At 61.4% G+C, this 15,635-nt stretch carries 13 protein-coding genes, 1 pseudogene and 1 CRISPR repeat array; of the genes and pseudogenes, 7 read left to right on the forward strand and 7 right to left on the reverse strand.

Annotated elements, in window-relative coordinates; all coding sequences use genetic code 11:
• Positions 1-55: 55 nt before the first annotated feature.
• The 5 genes from cas3 to cas6 are packed head-to-tail and all read right to left on the reverse strand — an operon-like array spanning position 56 to position 6,902.
• Positions 56-1,939, reverse strand: coding sequence for a type I-D CRISPR-associated helicase Cas3' (cas3, locus tag ABDZ36_RS05150; protein ID WP_211312514.1), 1,884 nt, complete (start codon positions 1,937-1,939; stop codon positions 56-58).
• On the reverse strand, positions 1,940-2,656 hold the full coding sequence (locus ABDZ36_RS05155) for a hypothetical protein (protein WP_343749231.1): 717 nt from the start codon (positions 2,654-2,656) through the stop codon (positions 1,940-1,942).
• On the reverse strand, positions 2,634-3,575 hold the full coding sequence (cas7d, locus tag ABDZ36_RS05160; protein WP_211312513.1) for a type I-D CRISPR-associated protein Cas7/Csc2: 942 nt from the start codon (positions 3,573-3,575) through the stop codon (positions 2,634-2,636). Before cas7d ends, ABDZ36_RS05155 begins: the two co-directional genes overlap by 23 nt.
• A 19-nt stretch (positions 3,576-3,594) precedes the next feature.
• Positions 3,595-6,057 carry a hypothetical protein gene (locus ABDZ36_RS05165; protein WP_343749232.1) on the reverse strand — a complete coding sequence of 821 codons (2,463 nt, stop codon included), beginning with the start codon at positions 6,055-6,057 and terminating at the stop codon, positions 3,595-3,597.
• Positions 6,054-6,902 carry a CRISPR system precrRNA processing endoribonuclease RAMP protein Cas6 gene (gene cas6, locus ABDZ36_RS05170; protein WP_211312512.1) on the reverse strand — a complete coding sequence of 283 codons (849 nt, stop codon included), beginning with the start codon at positions 6,900-6,902 and terminating at the stop codon, positions 6,054-6,056. Before cas6 ends, ABDZ36_RS05165 begins: the two co-directional genes overlap by 4 nt.
• A 174-nt stretch (positions 6,903-7,076) precedes the next feature.
• Between cas6 and csa3 the strand changes: the two genes are divergently transcribed.
• Complete coding sequence (gene csa3 / locus ABDZ36_RS05175; protein WP_211312511.1) at positions 7,077-7,709, forward strand: CRISPR-associated CARF protein Csa3; 633 nt, start codon at positions 7,077-7,079, stop codon at positions 7,707-7,709.
• Between the two features lie 117 nt (positions 7,710-7,826).
• A CRISPR array of direct repeats spans positions 7,827-9,176; the repeat unit is 37 nt; unit sequence GTCGCAACGCGGTAGAAACCCAGCACGGGATTGAAAC.
• 595 nt (positions 9,177-9,771) lie between these two features.
• Here csa3 and ABDZ36_RS05180 read toward each other — a convergent pair.
• Complete coding sequence (locus ABDZ36_RS05180; protein ID WP_211312510.1) at positions 9,772-10,029, reverse strand: hypothetical protein; 258 nt, start codon at positions 10,027-10,029, stop codon at positions 9,772-9,774.
• Positions 10,026-10,355 (reverse strand): HVO_A0114 family putative DNA-binding protein, encoded by a 330-nt coding sequence (locus ABDZ36_RS05185; RefSeq protein ID WP_211312509.1) that lies wholly within the window; start codon positions 10,353-10,355, stop codon positions 10,026-10,028. The genes ABDZ36_RS05180 and ABDZ36_RS05185 overlap by 4 nt, the downstream gene beginning before the upstream one ends.
• Before the next feature lie 90 nt (positions 10,356-10,445).
• Here ABDZ36_RS05185 and ABDZ36_RS05190 point away from each other — a divergent pair, with 90 nt between their 5' ends.
• The 6 genes and pseudogenes from ABDZ36_RS05190 to ABDZ36_RS05215 form a co-directional block, all read left to right on the forward strand.
• On the forward strand, positions 10,446-11,537 hold the full coding sequence (locus tag ABDZ36_RS05190; RefSeq protein WP_343749234.1) for an extracellular solute-binding protein: 1,092 nt from the start codon (positions 10,446-10,448) through the stop codon (positions 11,535-11,537).
• Between the two features lie 2 nt (positions 11,538-11,539).
• Positions 11,540-12,478 carry an ABC transporter permease gene (locus ABDZ36_RS05195; RefSeq protein ID WP_211312507.1) on the forward strand — a complete coding sequence of 313 codons (939 nt, stop codon included), beginning with the start codon at positions 11,540-11,542 and terminating at the stop codon, positions 12,476-12,478.
• Positions 12,475-13,353 (forward strand): ABC transporter permease, encoded by an 879-nt coding sequence (locus ABDZ36_RS05200; protein ID WP_343749235.1) that lies wholly within the window; start codon positions 12,475-12,477, stop codon positions 13,351-13,353. The genes ABDZ36_RS05195 and ABDZ36_RS05200 overlap by 4 nt, the downstream gene beginning before the upstream one ends.
• Positions 13,354-13,358: 5 nt before the next feature.
• Positions 13,359-14,099 carry an ABC transporter ATP-binding protein gene (locus tag ABDZ36_RS05205; protein ID WP_211312505.1) on the forward strand — a complete coding sequence of 247 codons (741 nt, stop codon included), beginning with the start codon at positions 13,359-13,361 and terminating at the stop codon, positions 14,097-14,099.
• A 52-nt stretch (positions 14,100-14,151) separates the two neighbouring features.
• Positions 14,152-14,988 carry a glycerophosphodiester phosphodiesterase gene (locus tag ABDZ36_RS05210; protein ID WP_343749233.1) on the forward strand — a complete coding sequence of 279 codons (837 nt, stop codon included), beginning with the start codon at positions 14,152-14,154 and terminating at the stop codon, positions 14,986-14,988.
• 296 nt (positions 14,989-15,284) lie between these two features.
• Positions 15,285-15,563 (forward strand): annotated as a pseudogene (locus ABDZ36_RS05215) (RNA-guided endonuclease TnpB family protein); the annotation flags it as partial.
• Positions 15,564-15,635: the final 72 nt, after the last annotated feature.

Here is a 15,635-nt window from a genome sequence, read left to right on the forward strand (position 1 = left end):
AGCTAAAGACGGATGCCATACTGGTTCAGATCGGAGACGTTGATCAGCTCCTCGCTCATATCTGTCGGTGTTCAACATCGACCGACGTGATTCCTGCCTGGTCGACGTATGCGACGTACTGGCCGTATCGGACCTCGATCGGTATCACCGCCTTCGGAAGCGCGAGGTCGGAGAAGAACTGTCGGAGCACACCCTCGTCGACTTCAGTTTCAGCGAGGCCGGCCTCCTCAATCTCCGGGTAGATCCACCGGGAGAACATCTGTTTGATCTCGCTGTTGGACCCGCTGTAGTCCCGTGGTCGATTTTCGTAGCCGGGGAACCGGGCGGTGATCGCAACCGGTTGCGTTGACCCACGTCGATCAACGACTAGCGTCCCGTCGGGTTCTATGGCCTCAATATCATAGTATCGAAGCGTCGTCAGCAGGTCGTACGATGTGAGCGCATGCCGATCGCCTCGCGGATATTTGATGTCGACGGGTAATGAACGACCGCGGAGGCTCTCAAAGGCCCCAAAGCAGTGTTGTGCGAAAGCGAGTATCTTCCGGGTGGCGCTGTTCTGCATGACCGGCGATCCGAACTCGCCGGCACTCTCCAAGGTTGAGTCGACCGTACGGAAGAATGCCCGCCACTTCCCATACTCGGAGACGGACTCGAAGTCTGCGAACAGTTCCGGCCCAAACCACTCGTCCTCAGCCATCCGCGAATGAATCGCGTAGGCTGCGCGCATCCCGACGAGACTCCGGAGCGTCGAAATCGCCTCGTCTTGGCTTCGATGCGTGCCGAGTGCCTCGTGGATGGACGTGACGAAGTCTGGGTAACACATCACGTCCGGCCACGCCATATCTCCGAGACCGAACACATGAATGACCGCTTCGTGCTCACGGCCGGCGCGGCCGAACCGCTGGAGGAACGCGCTCGGCGTCGGTGGCGTCTCCATGAACAGCGTCCTGATATCGTAATCCAGCCCGACTTCGCCCTTGCTTGTCGTGTTGAGGACGAAGAAGCCCTGGGACTTGAGGTTTGCATCCGGATCGTTTGTGTCGAACCCGTTGTCCTTCGCGGCGTATTCGAATACATCGGGGAACTCCTCAGCGAGGTACGCGTGGAAGTCGTTACTCGCCGCAACGCTGTTGAATACGAGCGCAACTTGTGGCTCACTGAGGTCGCTGGCGTCGTCAACGAGTTCGCGGAGACGCTCCGCGACCGCCTCACGCTCCTCATCGATCACTCGTGTGTCGTGTCTGTCAACGGTCACCGAACGGCGGAACTGATCGCCGTCCGAGACGTATTCTGCAGTGATGTCTCGGACAGGGAGCGAGAGTTCGTGCTTAACGAACTCGACGAACGACTCGTTCGGTGTCGCGGACGCGAGGAGGACGTTCGTCCCGCGTCGGTCGTTCATGACGTGTGTCTGCAGGAGCAACCCACTCGCGGCCAAGTCGTCGTAGAAGTGGAACTCGTCGTAGACGACTGCGTCAAAGCGGTCGAAGAACTGCATCGGCTTCGTTGAGCCTTGGTATTGATCCTGGATGATCGCCTGCAGAATGTCGGGATTTGTGACGACGACGTCGTGTCCCTCAAAGCGGTCGGTCAGCTGCAAGAGGTCCTCGACGCGGCCGTCCCCGTGTCCGTCGAGTGTGTCACTGTTGAGCGGCTCGGCGCTGATGCCGTCCCACTTGCGAAACCGTTGGAGCTGTTGGTCGAGAAGCGCGTTCGTCGGGTAGACGACGAGCGACAGGTCGTTCTCCTCGATCACCTCGTAGAACGTCGCGGTCTTTCCCGCCCCAGTCGGGGCTCGGAGGACGGCGACCGGTTTCGCGTCGTCGTCGTGTGCCCATTCGGCGACGCGGTTCTGGAACGCGCGGGCGTGGTCAAAACCGCGCTCGGCGAACCCTTCCGCGGGTGGTTCGGTCGCGAGCGCGGCGCTCCGGACGCGCATCTAGCTCACCTCCGGGATGATCGTCTCACGTACGTACTCGGGATCGACACCGACGAAGTGCTGGAGCCGCGGGTCGTTACCGCGCTCGAACGTGTCGCTTCGCTCTAAGAGCTCGGTGAGCGTCTCCGTCGGGAGGTCATAGACGTTTTCGAGGAGGTACTTGTTCAACACGAGCTGGTCGAGGTCCGATTCGGTCGCCCGGAACTCTCCAGTCTGTCCGATCCCCATCTGGAACGACGGTCTGTTAGGAAGCGGCTCTTCGCTCCAAACGGTGAACTCGAAGGTGGATCCCGGCGAGAGTCCCTGGTATCGCCGGATGGTCTGCCACCCGGCGCCGGATCGCTCGAGGACTTCCGGGACGGATTTCCCACCAGTCACCTGATCCGCGACGTCGGGGTCCGCTGTCGTGAAGTGGCGCTCGGATCGGTAGTCGGTGCTCCGGAACGTCCGTTCGTTCGCTTTGACGGCGACCGGGCGCATATCGCTCACGAACAATGGCAGGTCGCGGAGATGGTCGTACGACGCGCTCGTCGCTTCCTCCCCGACGAGCGCGTACCGCTTCTCGAGTCCGCAGTAGCGGTAGCCGATCGCGTGCATGAGCGCCGTCGCAGAGAGCATCGGCTGCGTTCGGATGGAGCGCCCCTCCGCGCTCGAGTAGAACAGCGGAGCGTACAGCTGTGCCTCGTACGTCCGCTCAATCATCGTCGGTGAAGACATCTATCGCCGCCTCAGTGAGGCGGTCGAACTCCTCACGGAGGACATCGTCAGCGTCGTCGGTCTCTCGCGCTGCGACCGCCTCCAGATTCTCGTACCACTCAGGGAAGTCGTCAGCCCCCTCGAACTCACCGTAAACCTCCCAATCAGTGCGGCGGACCGCCTCGATGTAGTCGGCGATACTCTCGCCGATGCAGGCCTCATTTTCGTGGTATTCCATCAGGAGTTCACCCGTCGAGAGCGATGTGTCGTGCCCACCGAGGATCACGGCACGGACCTCGTTTCGGACATTACGCCCTGTCCGCGTCTCGCGAGCTCCGTATCGGCCCGTGTTGAGGACGTTGTGGAGCGCGTAGAGAAGCATCGGTCCCGTCGCGGCTTCGAGTGTAATGAAGTGGACGAGGGAGTTGCCGGGCTGGACCTTGACGTAGTCGAACAGTGCCTCGGACTGCTCGTTCTCGTCGGTTCGCATCGTCCCGGACTCGTACACCGCGTTCCGGGTCTCCTTGTTCATTAGGTCGTACTCATCGGTCGTGTACGTGTAGCCCTCGATGACCCGGGACTTGATTGCGAAGTCTTGGTCACCGGTACCGGCGAGACCGTATGTGAGCGTGCCGACGTTGATCGACTCTTCGAGCGACGCGGGCTCGTTGTACGTGTACTCGTCGTCGACGAGTTCGTCGTCGAGCGATCGAAGCAGATCGAGTCCGGTGAGGCGCTCCTTACTCGTGAACTTCTCCCCGTTCACCTGCGCGTGCAGTTGGTCGCCGAACTGTTGGGTTTCGGCGCGGTCGTTGTTTGAGTTGCGGAACAGCGTCGGTTCGGTAATCTCGCGTTCGACGACGAGCGTGACGCTCGGCTTCTGTGTGCGGTAGATTTCGAACGAGTCGACGAGGCCGGTTTCGGGGTACGTGAGTGACATTGTGGATCGGTGGGTGGGATCAGTTATCGGACGGTTCGTCGTCGGTGTCGTCTTCATACAGCACCTGTTCGTAGGCGTAGAGGTACGAGTTGACGAGCGCGTTCTCCCAATCGGAGAGTTTTTTGAGGGAGGCGAGATCGTTCTCGACGAGGTACGTCTGTAAAGCGTCGACGAACGCCTCCGCCTCCTCGACCGTCACGTAGCCGGCGTAGTCCTCGCGGTCCGCTGCGTCGTACACCTGCGCCGCGACGTGTTCGAGGAGGTCCTCCTCGGACATCCGCTGGTTCTTCGCGCTGAGGAACGCGTCGATTGCCTCTCGGAAAATCTTCGTCTTCTTGTACTTGCTGTCGTACTGCTTGCCGAAGAGGTCAACTCCTCGCTCGGCGACGGTTTTCATGTCCATGAGTTGTTTCGTGTGGTACGCTTTGAGGTACGACTCGAGATCGGAGAGACGAGTCGCGTGCTCGTGGTTCTGTACCGCGAAGTCGGCGAGGTGGTGATACGTGTCCCGATCGAGCTGGAGGTAGGGGTTCCGCATCCCCGCGTCCTGTCCGACCATGCTGATGATCTTACAGAGCGAGAGTGCACGTCGGAGGTGTGACTGCTCGTGTCCATCCTCGCGATCGATGAACGATGGGAGCGGCCCGAATCGATCGACTGCGTCCAGACCGAGGAGCTCCTGCTGGCGGATCGCATCCTCGTCGACAAACACCTCGTCCGCGCTCTCGAATCGCGTGAACGGCCGACCGAGGACGACCTTCATGCCGGCGTCTTGTGCCGCCTGCATCAACTGGCGAACGATGACCATCCGGTGATTTTTCTCACCCATCGCGGGGTGACCACCGAAGTTGAACGGCTGGACGTAGTACTGCGGTCGGAGGAGGCTCTTGTCCACCTCCGTGTCGCTGAGGTCAATCGTCTCGCCCTGCTGGAGACCGACGCGTCCACCACGGAGCCGGATATCCCCGAGGAACTCGTCGAAGTAGTAGTACGCGACGCCGACGTTCGCGTTCAAATTGACGTCGGAGCGCTCGCACAGATCCGCGAGAAGCGCGTACTCTAGGTTGCACACCTCGCAGATCTTCTTGTACTTCGCGTGTGGACGGACACGCCGGGAGAACTCCTGAGTCCGATAGACTGCGGAGAGCCCCTTCTGGTAGTTCGTCTCCGCCTCGGCCCCACAGAGGAAGCACATCTCCCCCTTCGATCCGAGACTCGCTGACGCCGTCGCGTCGAAGAACCGATCGATGACGGAGCCAATCGCGTCGGACTTCGGTTCGAGGTCGTCGTGGAGATGGGGCCGAACGTCCTCTCGAAACTCCTTGAGGAACTCCCGGTGCTCCTCGAAGTTTCGGAGGAGGTACGCGACGAAGTGGATCTTGGCCTTTTGCGGGCCTTGTTCCTCGTATATTTCGTCGTACGCGGCCTGTACGTCCTCGTCGCCGAATTCTGACTGTCCGTCGATGTAGATCGCCTTCGCGAGGACTGGGAAGTACGGATCGAACCCTTCCGGGATGTGCTCGAACCCTTCGACGCCGGCGGTCCCGTCGGTGAGGAGATCGCGAAACGTCGTCGCGATGATTTCCTCTTTCTTCTCCGGGTCGAGCGCGAACTCAGCGAGGATATCGTAGTCGAACGAGTTCCAGTTCAGCTTACACGAGAACGAGTATCGATCGGTCTCGACGAGCTGCTGGCTCAGATGGCTCCCAACCCGTTCCCGAAGCACGTCGCGGTCAACCTCGTCACCGAGGTACAGCACGCGGTCAGACGTGCTCCCGACGACGACGCCATACTCCTCACCGTCGTCTTCACCGGAGATGACTTCTTTCGTCGCACCGAGGAGCTCGTCGTTGAGGATCGGCTGTTCGACCTGTGAGAGCTCGAGGAGGTGGACTTCATCGTCGTCGAGCTTCTTCCGGAGTTCGACGAACCCGCGTTCGATACCGTCGCGGAGGATTACCGACGCGACTTGATCGCCGATCCGACAGTACCGTGCGAGGCTGGCGAACTCTGTCTCCGTACCCCGCGTCTCGCGGCTGTCCTCGTTAACTTCCGTTCGCTGGACAAGGTAGTGGAGATCGTCGCGATAGCCATCGCCGAGGAACGCTTCGACGCCGAAGTCGTCACCATTCTCGAAGTAGGCGTCGAAGGCCTTGCTCGTGTTCCCGTCCGTCTTGACGCCGTACGCCTCTTGGACGTACTTGTTGGTGTCGTGGAGTACCAGCGCCGCTGCGAGCACAGAGAGCTCCTCTTCGAGCTCCATGATGTCGTGACCACCGTCGACGGCGTTGTACACGAAGGTGTTCACGCCGATCGTCATCGCGTTGATGACGTGAGCCGCGAGCGACGTCGTCTCCTCCGGGTCCGTCTTCGCGTCGTACTCGCCAGCGTGCTCAAGGACGTTCCCGACAAGCGGCGAGTCCACGATGTAGTCGTGCGCGTAGCGGGCCGCTGAGGCGGGGGTGTCGGAGTCCCCAGTCATCCCTCCACCTCTACAGATACCGCCCCACACCCTCTAGAGACGAACCCGCCGACGCCTGCGTACCCGCTGAAGAGCGCGAGGGCCGTAACCGCAGTTCGGATGGCTTCACTTGCGCCCTTGAACCGATAGGTGCAGTCAGCGGTGAACCCTTGGCGGAGGATCGGGCCACCGTCCTCGCCGCGATTAACGAGGACGCTGTGCGTCTCGTAGGTGTGTGATTCGGGTTTCTCGATGAGATTCGTCTCGAAGTCCTCGCGGGTCATCGCGAGGTCGAGCTCGTCGGCCCGCTCATCCGGGATCGTCGACGACCATTTGCGGAGGAGCGAACGGAAGACGCTGCCACGGTGGGGGAACATCGTCGTAATCTCCCCACTCTCCTTGATGCACGTCGGCGTCTCGAAGTGAACCTCAATCTCGAAGGTGTCGTGGTTCTGGGCGACGATCTCCGAGGCGTCGGTGAGGAGTTCCTCGTGGGTCGTATTCGTACTCGCGAAGTCGCGCACGCGGAAGTCGCCGTCGGCAAGTTCGAGCGTGTCGCCGCTGAAGACGAACGCGTCGGCGAGCGCTTGGAAGACGTCCTGGTCACGCGGGTCGGCGACACCCAGTTTGAGGTCGTAGGTCTCGTCGTGGGTCACACGCTTGTGGTGATCGCGGTGGCTACCGTCGAAGGTCCCGAGCAGGCCGCTGTTCGTCAAGCTCCCGATCGGAGAGTCGTGGACTCGTGTGCTGACGTCCTCGTCGACATCGTCGAGCGCTGAGAGGACAGCACCGTAGATCTGATAGCCGTTCGCAGTCGGAACCGGAAACGAGCCCGCCGGCTCAAGCGTTAAGTCGACCCGCCTCATGGCACCTCACGAAGCCGGTCGATCGTGTGTCGATTCACGGTCACATTTGCTCTGGTCACCGTATTGAATCTTTTCGTGATTTTGGATACGTATTCACGTTCCCGGCGTCGTTCCCATTCGATTCCACTTTTTCGAAGCCAAACCGTTTAGTCGGGTACAACTGCAATCAGATGTATGCGCACGTACGTCTCGACAATCGGGCACTATAGTCCACGGGTGATGCGCCCGATACTCAACAACGGCCTCGACGCCGACGATGTCGTCGTTCTCCTCCGACCGCGTGACGACGGGAGTGAGAGAGCAAAGAGCGCAATCCAAGACGTCAAGCAGACGGTCACCGAACTTGGTCCCGGATCCACAGTTGCCGTCGAGGAAATCAGCTACAAATCGTTCGAGACCGCCGTACTGGAGTGTGTAGACGTCTTGGAAGCCGCGGACGGAACAGTGGTTCTCAATTTCGATGGAGGCCCACGCGAGATCTTTCTCCCGTTGACCGTCGCCGCGCTTGCTCGACCCGACGTCGTCGATCTCGCGCTCCAGTTTAGAGACGTTGACGAGGAGATCGAGGAGCTTACTCTCCCGGACCTAATGAGTCGCCCGTCTGATGCGACCCTCGATACGCTCCGCTATCTTGTTTCGCTCGACGAAGAGACGACACTACCTCAGGTCTCCGAGGAGACTGATAAATCGCGGAGCACCGTCGGTCGGCACCTTGACGCGCTTGAAGCCGACGGCGCCGTCGAGACGTGGATGGAAGGCAAAACCCGTTATGTTACCCCGACACTCGCCGGTCGACTTCGGGTGTGACCGCTGATCTTCGTCGACCTTTTTGAAAGTAGTGTACGGTGGGGGTCCACGATTGAGACGCGCGGACTCGCATCTTCAGAGAAAACTATAGGTGCTCTGAGCGAAAAACTACCCCGTGTCGCAACGCGGTAGAAACCCAGCACGGGATTGAAACATGCCCTTACCCACCAAAAGGACGGATATGACGTATCTGTCGCAACGCGGTAGAAACCCAGCACGGGATTGAAACTCAGCCTGCCCGCTTTCAGACTTCACCATAGCAGGAGTCGCAACGCGGTAGAAACCCAGCACGGGATTGAAACCTTCGGGCGAATATCGGGGAGATTTATTGGAACTGTCGCAACGCGGTAGAAACCCAGCACGGGATTGAAACATAAGGACGAAAAGGAGGAGCTCGTCTCGTGGTTCCGGTCGCAACGCGGTAGAAACCCAGCACGGGATTGAAACAGCCGCCCGACCCCGACGAGACTGCGGACTCGGTCGTCGCGTCGCAACGCGGTAGAAACCCAGCACGGGATTGAAACACGTACATTATGCCTCGCTCTCCTCTGCGATGTCGTGTCGCAACGCGGTAGAAACCCAGCACGGGATTGAAACACGTACATTATGCCTCGCTCTCCTCTGCGATGTCGTGTCGCAACGCGGTAGAAACCCAGCACGGGATTGAAACATCGTGTCCCGCATCACGCACCACCTCGCGTCTTCGTCGCAACGCGGTAGAAACCCAGCACGGGATTGAAACATCCTCAAGGGGCAGTCCATCACCGGCGTCGAAGTGTCGCAACGCGGTAGAAACCCAGCACGGGATTGAAACCAGTTCATTCATGCAGACCGCTGTCAGCATCTTGTGGTCGCAACGCGGTAGAAACCCAGCACGGGATTGAAACCGACCTCGCCGATACGAAGTCCGAGACGGCCGGTCACGTCGCAACGCGGTAGAAACCCAGCACGGGATTGAAACTAAGTGGTCGACGTCCAGGACGGCGACCTCCCGGGCGTCGCAACGCGGTAGAAACCCAGCACGGGATTGAAACTCGATCGCCGTCCTGGTCGCCGCCCTGGCGCTCGTCGCAACGCGGTAGAAACCCAGCACGGGATTGAAACTTGCCGGGTAGGGATATATTGCTACCGTCCTCGACGGTCGCAACGCGGTAGAAACCCAGCACGGGATTGAAACATCCAGGATGGGTAAGCTGCTGCCGGTGATCCCGTGGTCGCAACGCGGTAGAAACCCAGCACGGGATTGAAACGTGTCGTCGCCGACCGGTGTGCTCCGGGAGTGGGCGGTTGCAACGCGGTAGAAACCCAGCACGGGATTGAAACAGACGGTCGACGTCGCGATCGTCGGCATCGAGGACGTTGCAACGCGGTAGAAACCCAGCACGGGATTGAAACAAATACACGAGCTTCGACGAGTACGAGCAGGCGATGTTGCAACGCGGTAGAAACCCAGCACGGGATTGAAACTTGACCTCTCACGGGAGCGTGGCGCAGTGCGGTAGAACCCGTTCCGGATCGACAAGCGCGCTGAACCGCTCGGTCTCCATCCACGCCCCCGAGTCGCGATTCTGGAACGCCACCGATGATGCGACCGCCCGTAGGAGGCTCCGAATTGCCTCCGCGAACGATACGACGTCGTCCTCACCGTGCTGCGCCGCGTATCACTCTGGAAGCGCCGCGTCTGCTCGGCCGTCGATTCCCGCGAACACCGTCGTCGTTGCTGATTGGTCCATAGTTTACACAGGCCCGTTTCTACGCGCCTGCGCCCTTCGCAGGCGCGCCGATAAATCTCGAGTTCGCCGCGTCACCGAACGCTGCCTGATGATGGACGTCTGGGTTTGGTGTGTCGATCATTGAGAACCTCCGCTCTCCGAGGCCTGACAAATCGATCTATGCGAAAAGCCAGTGGATGACGACCGATTGGGTACTCGTGCTCGGCAGCGCCGTCGTCGTTCTCTACTTCACCCAGCATGTGACGGCCTCGATGCACTGCTCTCGGTTCCGCTCGTGCTGCTCGTAGAGGCCCTCACGAACGCGTGAGTCGCACATATTCGATGTTGAGTCAGAGGCGGTCGAACAGGTCAGTCCGGTCTTGGTTCGAGAACCGATATCCGTCCCGTTCCCGAAGTGTGTCGATTATGGTTTCGAGTTCGCTCCTGGTCTCGACATGGCCTTTGACGAGGGTTGCTTCGAGGAGTAGCTTCAGATCCCAGACTTCGACATCTCGTTGAAACGCCATCTCGGCGGCATGGCCATCGTCGGTAAGAAAGCGTTCTTCACGCGTTGCCGCGACGGCGATACACTCCGCGTCGGTGATCACACCGGTGCGGGTTCCTCACCAGACGGCCGTCCGACGAGTTCGATGTAGAGGTGGATACGCTCGTAGGGGAGGTATGGACGCTTCGCCTGGCCGTCCTCAACGATGAATAGGAGGCCATAGTCCGCGAGCAGCGAGACGTCGTGGACGGTGCGGTAGTCGCGGTCAAGGGCGTCCGCGAGCGCCGAGATGCTCTCGGCCGCGCCGTCTATCGGCTCCTCGTGGTCTAGTCGTAGACCGGAGTCTGGGTCGTCGTGCAGCGCAGCCAGCGAGACCCGCTGTCGGGAAATCGGGATGTCTCTATAGGGATCTGATGTGGTATAATGCATTCATAGCAACCGCTTTCTTCGGAAAGACGTCCCATCCACATGATGGTATCAACACGACGGAAGTTTATCGGGACGACGTCCGCTGCCGCCCTGGCGAGCCTCGCGGGATGTAACACGGGGTCCTCCACCGATCAGCCAGCGACCAGGAACGGTAACTCGGAGACGTATGACGTCGGCTACGGCGACTCACGGACGACGGTCGAGGCGTCCGCCTTCCCGGATATGCTGTACTTCTACTGCGTGCAGTCGGGGTGGATGAATTGGCCGTCGCTGATGCAGTCCTTTAATGACACGTACGGTGTCGCGGTGCACGACGACGACCGCTCGTCGGGTGAAGCCCTCCAGCACATGCGCTCACACGCGAACAACATGACGCACTCGGGCTACAACGGCGGGTACACGTACGGGATCGTTGCCCACAACGACGGCTTCACGCAGGCGTACAAACCGGCGGGCTGGGACAAGGTGCCGGAGTCGCTGAAGACGGACGACGGCCATGTGACCGCGACGCGGCGGGTGACGACGGCCGTCACGTATCGTAAAGACCTCTACGAGGAGCGCGGCCTCGAGAAGCCGACAACGTGGAAGGACCTGCTGCAGCCCGAGATCATGCAGGACCTCGCACTCCAGACCCCACAGGCGGCCGTCGGACTGGCGACGGCGCTCTCCGTCAACAACGCCCGCGGCGGGACGATGGACGACCTCCAGCCGGTCATCGACTACTACAACCGGATTCAGGACGGTGGCGCGGAGTTCACCGACAACTTCCTGGCGCAGTTCTCCCGCGGCGAGTATGCGACGTTCATCCGCTACGACTACTCCGGACTCGACCTGAAGTACAACAACACGGAGGTTCCCGAGGAGAACGTCGGCGTCGCCCTGCTCGGCGGCGAGAACGGAAATCAGGGCGCACTCAACATGCCCTACGGCTACGCGCTCCTGAAGAACACCCCGAACCCCGGTGCAGCGAAGCTCTTCATGGACTACGTGCTCTCCCTCGAGGGCCAACGGCAGTTCCTCGATGCGTACGTCCGGCCGATTCGCTCCGCGGAGCTCGAACTCCCCGATGAGTTCATCGTTCCCGCGGAGTACGAGCGCACGGAGTTCCAGGTGGACTACGGCCAGCTCGTCGAACGACAGGAGTCGATCATCCAAGAGATCACGCGCGGCGCGAACATCTGAGGATGGCGGACGGACACGCCGGTACGGACGCCCCCTCGACGGGACGCAGGTGGAGCGTCGGCGTCGCCAACGTCCTCGCCGCACTCTCCGATCCTGTCACGGAGCGGGACCGAGAGTATCGCCGCATCGCGGTGCTGTGCGCGCCGTTCGCCGTTCTGGTGCTCCTCGCCGGACTCTATCCGCTCGCAGAAGTCGTGCGGATAAGCGTTTCCACCGCACAGTATCGGTCGATCGGCTTCTCCCTCGAGGCGTACGCGACGCTGTTCGGCGACCCGTACTATCGGTCGGTCGCGTTCAACTCCCTCTGGCTTGCCGCCGGGACGACTGTCGTCTCGGTCGCGCTCGCCGTCCCCATCGCACACGCACTCGAGAAATACGACCTTCCGGGCGAGGATCTGCTCGTGACACTTGTTTCCTTCCCAATCAGCCTCCCCGGCATCGTCGCCGCGTTCATGATCCTCGTGCTCTTCGGGAACACCGGCCTTATCACGGCCATCGTCGCCGCACTCACCGATAGTCGCCCGCTCGACGTCGCGTTCGCGGTGAGCGTGCCCGGTCTGTTCGTCGCGTTCGTCTACTCGATGGTGCCCCGCGCGACGCTCATCCTTCGTGGGACGTACGCGGAAGTCGACGAGGCCGCCGAGGAAGCCGCGCAGTCGCTGGGCGCGACGCCGTTCGAGACCTTCCGCTACGTGACCCTCCCGCAGATCCGCCCGGGGATCACCGGTGCGATCATCCTCACCTTCCGGACTGCGCTCGCGATTTTTGGGACGCTCATCGTCATCCAGACGCTCGTTGTCTGGACGCTCCAGATCTCGCGCGAGCTCGGGAACGGCTGGAACATCCAGGTGGCGGGCGCGATGGCGACTGTCTACTTCCTGTTCACCTTTCTGTTCACGGTGCTGGGGCTGCGGTACACGAGCGCGGAGGTCGGTCTCTGATGGTCGCACTCTCCCGTCGAGTCGGCCGGCCGGCCGTGACGGCGCTCCTCCTCGCGACAGTCGTCTTCCTCATTGGCCCTATCGTCCTCACGATCATCGCGTCGTTCGCCCGTAGTTGGACCGGCGTCCTCCCCTCGGGCTTCGTCACGCTTCAGAACTGGCGAGAGGTGCTCGGGCTCGCGGAGACGTTCGGCGCGCAGCGGAGCATGGGGTGGAACCCGCTCGTTACCCTCCCGTTCGGCGGTGGGACGACGCTGATGATCCCCTCCGAGTTAGCGTTCAGCGTCGGCCTCGCGCTCGGCGGCGTGCTGATCAATCTCATCGTCGGGGTACCGATCGCGTATGCGGTCTCCCGATACGACTTCCGGGGGAAGGAATGGGTGAACGCGGTGTCGATCCTCCCGCTCGTCCCGGGGGTGATCCTCGGCGTTGCGTTTCTCCGCGCGTATCCCGAATTGTCGGGGACGAGCGTCGGCCTCATCGTCGGCTATTCGCTCCTGAAAGCGCCGTTCATGGTGATGGCCGTGCAGAGCGAGTTCGAGTCGATGCCGCTGCGTCAACTTGAGGAGTCCGCTCGCTCGCTGGGCGCGTCGTGGCCGCGGACGTTCCTGACCGTCATCGTCCCGAACGCGAGTTCCGGCATCATCTCGGGCTCGATCATCTGTTGGGCGCTCGCCGCGGCCGAGTTCAACTTCTCCTACATCGTCTGGGCGAAGGGGACGCAGCCGCTCGCGCTCTTCCTCCAGCGACACATCTCGAACAGTTCGTTCACGAAAGCTGCCGCCGCGGTCTCGATGTTCTTCTGTATCATCGCCGTCGTCACGCTTCTCCTCCAGCAGCTGGGGCGACGTGGCTTCGACACGAGAGGACACTGACCATAATGGCACGCGTAACACTCAACTCGGTGCGGAAGACGTACGGTGACACGACCGCGATGGACGGCGTCTCGTTCACCGTCGCCGACGGCGAAGTACTGGGCGTTCTCGGGCCCTCAGGGTGCGGGAAGACGACGACGCTGCGAAGTATCGCGGGATTCGAGACGCCGACCTCGGGGACGGTTCGCTTCGACGACGACGAGGTCACGCACGTCCCCCCGGAGAGCCGGAACGTCGGCCTCGTCTTCCAGGAGTACGCCCTCTTCGACAACATGACTGTCGCGGAGAACGTCGCGTTCGGCCTGAAGATGCAGGGCGTCGAGAACGCAGTCCGGGGCGAGCGCGCGGCCGACCTCCTCGAAATGCTCGGCATCGGCGGGTTCGAGGACCGTGACCCGACGACCCTCTCCGGTGGACAACAGCAACGCGTCGGTCTCGCACGCGCACTCGCCATCGAACCAAGCATTCTGCTCTTGGACGAACCGATGACCGGACTGGACGCGAAACTGAAGACACGTCTCCAGACGGAAGTCGGCGACCTCCTCACCGAGCTGGACGTCACGGGCCTCTACGTGACGCACGATCAGGAGGAGGCGATGGTGATGTGCGACCGCGTCGCGGTCATGAACAACGGGCGCGTCGAGCAGATCGGCACCCCACAGGAGATATACGAGAATCCCGCGAACGACTTCGTTGCCGGGTTCGTCTCGCTCGACCCCCCGGCGCTTCCATTTGTCGAATGGTGAGCCACACGTCACACCGCGACGACAACGGCGCTCTCACGGGCGGGGAGCAGAGATGACGCGGCCGTCACAGCGTCCCGGGGCTGACGCGCACGGCATGTCGACACCGACGGCCATCGCGCATCGCGGCTTCGCCGGGCTCGCACCCGAAAACACGCTCGCAGCGGCCCGACTCGCCGCGGCGCACGGCGCTGACGTCATCGAGTGCGACGTCGTCGCCACCGCCGAGGGCGACCCGGTCGTGTTTCACGACCCAGCACTCGACGAGTCAGGCGAGAGCCGCGGCATCACCGACCGAACGGGACGGGTCGCGGAGCGCGGAACCGACTACGTGACCGGCGCAACAGTCCTCGACAGCGGCGAGCACGTCCCCACGTTCGCGCGCTTCATCGAGGCGATCCCCGAGTCGGTCTCACTCAACGCCGAACTGAAACATCCCGGGAACATCGATCCCCGATACGGCGTCCCTTCCGACGATACTCGTGTGGCGCGCCGGGAGGCCTGGCAGCCGTTCGTCGACCGCGTCCTCGACGTTCTCGGTGCGGACGCCCCGGAGACGCTGTTCTCCTCGTTCTCTCAGAGTGCCCTCGAAGCGGTCCGTCGGCGGGAGACCGACGCACGGCTCGCCCCGCTCGCCGAGTCCGTCGAGACCGCCTTCGAGATGGCCGAGGCGCTCGGGACGAACACCATCCACCCCTCGATTGCGTCCCTCACCACGACCGAGGCGTCGACGTGTCTCGAAGCGTACACCGTGAACGCGTGGACGGCACGGACCTGGACTGACGCACGCGACGCCCTGCGGCACGACGTCGACGGCCTCATCGCGGACTATCCGTACCTCGACATGTCCGAAGGTGAATACGGTACAACTCATCATGATGAAACCAATTAAGACACGCGACGGGGCGTAAGCGAGGCTCCGAACGGAATACGTCGCTGAATCTTCTCGTTGACCGGGGTTTGCACCCTATCGCGGTCGGCTACCGTCGCCTATCTTTCTGCGAGGAGAGAATCCCGCCCGTCAGGGCGTTGACGAGACGCAAAGCGTCTCGTCCGCACACCAGAAATCAGAGATTTCTGGGGACGGGAGTGAATCCGACAACCCCTACACCGACCACCGTCGATAGCAAGGCCGGATATTCCACGCCAACACGAGTCATTAAGTAGGTGTGTATACATAGGCTATGTATGGCGATTGAGGTCACGCGCACCTACGTTGGTTCCATCCAGAACCACCGGCAGGTGCGTGGTGGCCTCGATTCGCTCGGAGACTCCGCCTCGAAAATTTGGAACGTCGCACGATGGACAGCCGACCGCATCTGGGCCGCAACCGGTGAAATCCCAGACGAAGGGACGCTGAAATCGTATATGAAGAACCAGTCGTGCTGGAAAGACTTGAACGCGCAATCCAGTCAGAAAGTCATCGAAGAACTTTCTGATGCTTTCCAGTCATGGTTTGACCTGCGACCCCATTCGTCTTTAGCTAAGACTCACACCTCGGTTGCGTAGCGGTAGCGAGCGTCTCCTGTAAGACCGGAC

Origin of the sequence: Halarchaeum salinum, from assembly GCF_039520965.1 — an archaeon.
Lineage (GTDB): Archaea > Halobacteriota > Halobacteria > Halobacteriales > Halobacteriaceae > Halarchaeum > Halarchaeum salinum.

Excerpts from the sequence above, each read along its gene's own strand:
- cas3 (WP_211312514.1), bottom strand. The coding sequence starts at position 1,939 with ATGCGCGTCCGGAGCGCCGCGCTCGCGACCGAACCACCCGCGGAAGGG.
- ABDZ36_RS05155 (WP_343749231.1), bottom strand. The coding sequence starts at position 2,656 with ATGTCTTCACCGACGATGATTGAGCGGACGTACGAGGCACAGCTGTAC.
- cas7d (WP_211312513.1), bottom strand. The coding sequence starts at position 3,575 with ATGTCACTCACGTACCCCGAAACCGGCCTCGTCGACTCGTTCGAAATC.
- ABDZ36_RS05165 (WP_343749232.1), bottom strand. The coding sequence starts at position 6,057 with ATGACTGGGGACTCCGACACCCCCGCCTCAGCGGCCCGCTACGCGCAC.
- cas6 (WP_211312512.1), bottom strand. The coding sequence starts at position 6,902 with ATGAGGCGGGTCGACTTAACGCTTGAGCCGGCGGGCTCGTTTCCGGTT.
- csa3 (WP_211312511.1), top strand. The coding sequence starts at position 7,077 with ATGCGCACGTACGTCTCGACAATCGGGCACTATAGTCCACGGGTGATG.
- ABDZ36_RS05185 (WP_211312509.1), bottom strand. The coding sequence starts at position 10,355 with ATGCATTATACCACATCAGATCCCTATAGAGACATCCCGATTTCCCGA.
- ABDZ36_RS05195 (WP_211312507.1), top strand. The coding sequence starts at position 11,540 with ATGGCGGACGGACACGCCGGTACGGACGCCCCCTCGACGGGACGCAGG.
- ABDZ36_RS05205 (WP_211312505.1), top strand. The coding sequence starts at position 13,359 with ATGGCACGCGTAACACTCAACTCGGTGCGGAAGACGTACGGTGACACG.
- ABDZ36_RS05210 (WP_343749233.1), top strand. The coding sequence starts at position 14,152 with ATGACGCGGCCGTCACAGCGTCCCGGGGCTGACGCGCACGGCATGTCG.